The organism is Streptomyces sp. NPDC057654 (assembly GCF_042800135.1).
GTDB lineage: Bacteria > Actinomycetota > Actinomycetes > Streptomycetales > Streptomycetaceae > Streptomyces.
Genome location: NZ_JBHVHQ010001266.1, coordinates 1 through 1,750 on the forward strand (window position 1 = coordinate 1; position 1,750 = coordinate 1,750).

Consider the following 1,750-nt stretch of genomic DNA (forward strand, 5'->3'; position numbering starts at 1 on the left):
GGCCCGGCGGGCCGCTCCCGTCAGCCGAGCGCCGCCGCCCTCGTCCGCAGGTGATCGTGGAGACCGCCGTGCGGCTCCGCCGCCGGCAGCCACTCCTTGCGGAGCGTGGCCACACAGGTGTAGTTGCTGTCGCAGACGTTCGCGAGCGGGGACTCGACCGCTTGCGTCACGACCTGGTAGGCGTCCAGTTCGCTCAGGCCGTAGTCCCGCGCCAGCCACTGGATCAGGTCCAGCTGGGAGATGCGGAACGCGTCCTCCAGCGGGCGCGCCGAGCCCGTCGAGATGATGTGGGTGTCCGACTCCAGGCGCGGCCAGGGGGTGGAGACGCCCTTGAGCAGCTCCACGATCACGACGCTGTGCATCGCCGTCTCGACCGCGACGCCGCACGTCTCGCCCTCGCCCTGGCGGGCGTGGCCGTCGCCCAGGCTGAAGAGGGCGCCTTCGACGTTGACGCCGAGGTAGCAGGTGACGCCCGCGCGCATCTCGGGCGTGTCCATGTTGCCGCCGTGCGCGTCCGGGACAAGCGCGGAGCGAACCTCCAGATTCGCGGGCGCGACGCCGACAGTGCCGTGCATCGGGTCCATCGGGAAGGTGAGTTCCAGCTCGCTGTCGCGGGCCGTGAAGCGGCACTCGCGGCGCTCGCGGTCCAGCTGCCAGATCCAGACGGCTTCGGGGAGCGGCGGGTGCAGGGCGGCGGTGGCGTGGGTGGCCGTCAGGGCGCCGAAGAGCGGCACAGTGGTGGAGGCGGCCCAGTCCCGGCGGGGTTCGATGGAGACGAAGTGAACGGCCAGGGTGTCGCCGGGCTCCGCGCCCTCGACGTAGAAGGGGCCGGTCTGCGGGTTGACGAACGGGAACTCGCAGACCGCGGAGACCAGGTCCTTCTCCGTCCGTACCCGGCCGCCGAAGCAGTCCTCGGTGAAGACGTCGAGGACGGTGCCGGGCGCGATACGGGCCACCGGCGCGGCGCCGCCGAACGTCCACGCGTAGTCCTGTTCGCCGGGCCGGACGGTGACGATCCGGGGGTCTGAAACGGGGTCGTTCATACGGGCTCCTGGTCACGGTGTGCGTTACGGCGTGCGTCGCGGTGGGATGGGGTCGCGGGAATCGGTGACTCGGATGTCACTCGTCGCTCCCCTCCCCCACCGCTCTTGATCTTCCTGTCCCCCGCCTCCAAGAGGGTAGGGAGGCGGCGGCGGTTGCGGAAGACTCCGTGCCCGTCCAGGTCAGCGGGGTGTTCAGGCGGCGGCCGGGGCCGGGTACGCGCCGCTGAGGAGGCGGCCCGCCTCGGGGACCACCGTCGGCAGGCCCAGTTCGGTGAGGATGCGGTGGACCGTGGCCGTCGCCGCCGACAGGACCGGCAGCCCCGACGCGTCCTCCACATGCTGGATCGCCGACAGCGAGGGCATCTGCACACACGCGGAGAGCACGATCGCCTCCGCGCCGGCCAGGTTCAGCCGCCGCCAGTGCTCGCGCAGCGCGTCCGGATCGAGGCGGGCCACCGCGAGGTTGTCGGGGACCTCCAGGCTCAGCGCGTCCACGACCTCGGTCCCGGCGTCCTGAAGATAGCCGGTGACCATGGCGGTCAGGTCCTTCATATACGGGGTGACGACGGCCACCCGCCGAGCGCCGAGCGCCTCGATGCCGCTCAGCAGCGCCCCGGCGCTGGAGACGACCGGGGCCTGTGACCCCTCCCCCCGGAGCGCGGCCTCGATCTCCGCCGCCGCCACGCCCTGGGGGGCGGGGCCCGGCG

Annotated in this window: 1 protein-coding gene and 1 pseudogene; both read right to left on the reverse strand. The window is 72.6% G+C overall.

Going from position 1 to position 1,750, the window contains the following annotated elements:
• Positions 1-20 precede the first annotated feature (20 nt).
• Entirely contained in the window at positions 21-1,043 is a 1,023-nt protein-coding gene (locus ACFU99_RS42705) for an acetamidase/formamidase family protein (protein ID WP_384403926.1), read from the reverse strand.
• Positions 1,044-1,235: 192 nt separating this feature from the next.
• Positions 1,236-1,750, reverse strand: a pseudogene (locus tag ACFU99_RS42710) (Asp/Glu racemase); the annotation flags it as partial.

Coding starts and splice junctions, on each gene's coding strand:
- ACFU99_RS42705 (WP_384403926.1), bottom strand. CDS start 1,043: ATGAACGACCCCGTTTCAGACCCCCGGATCGTCACCGTCCGGCCCGGC.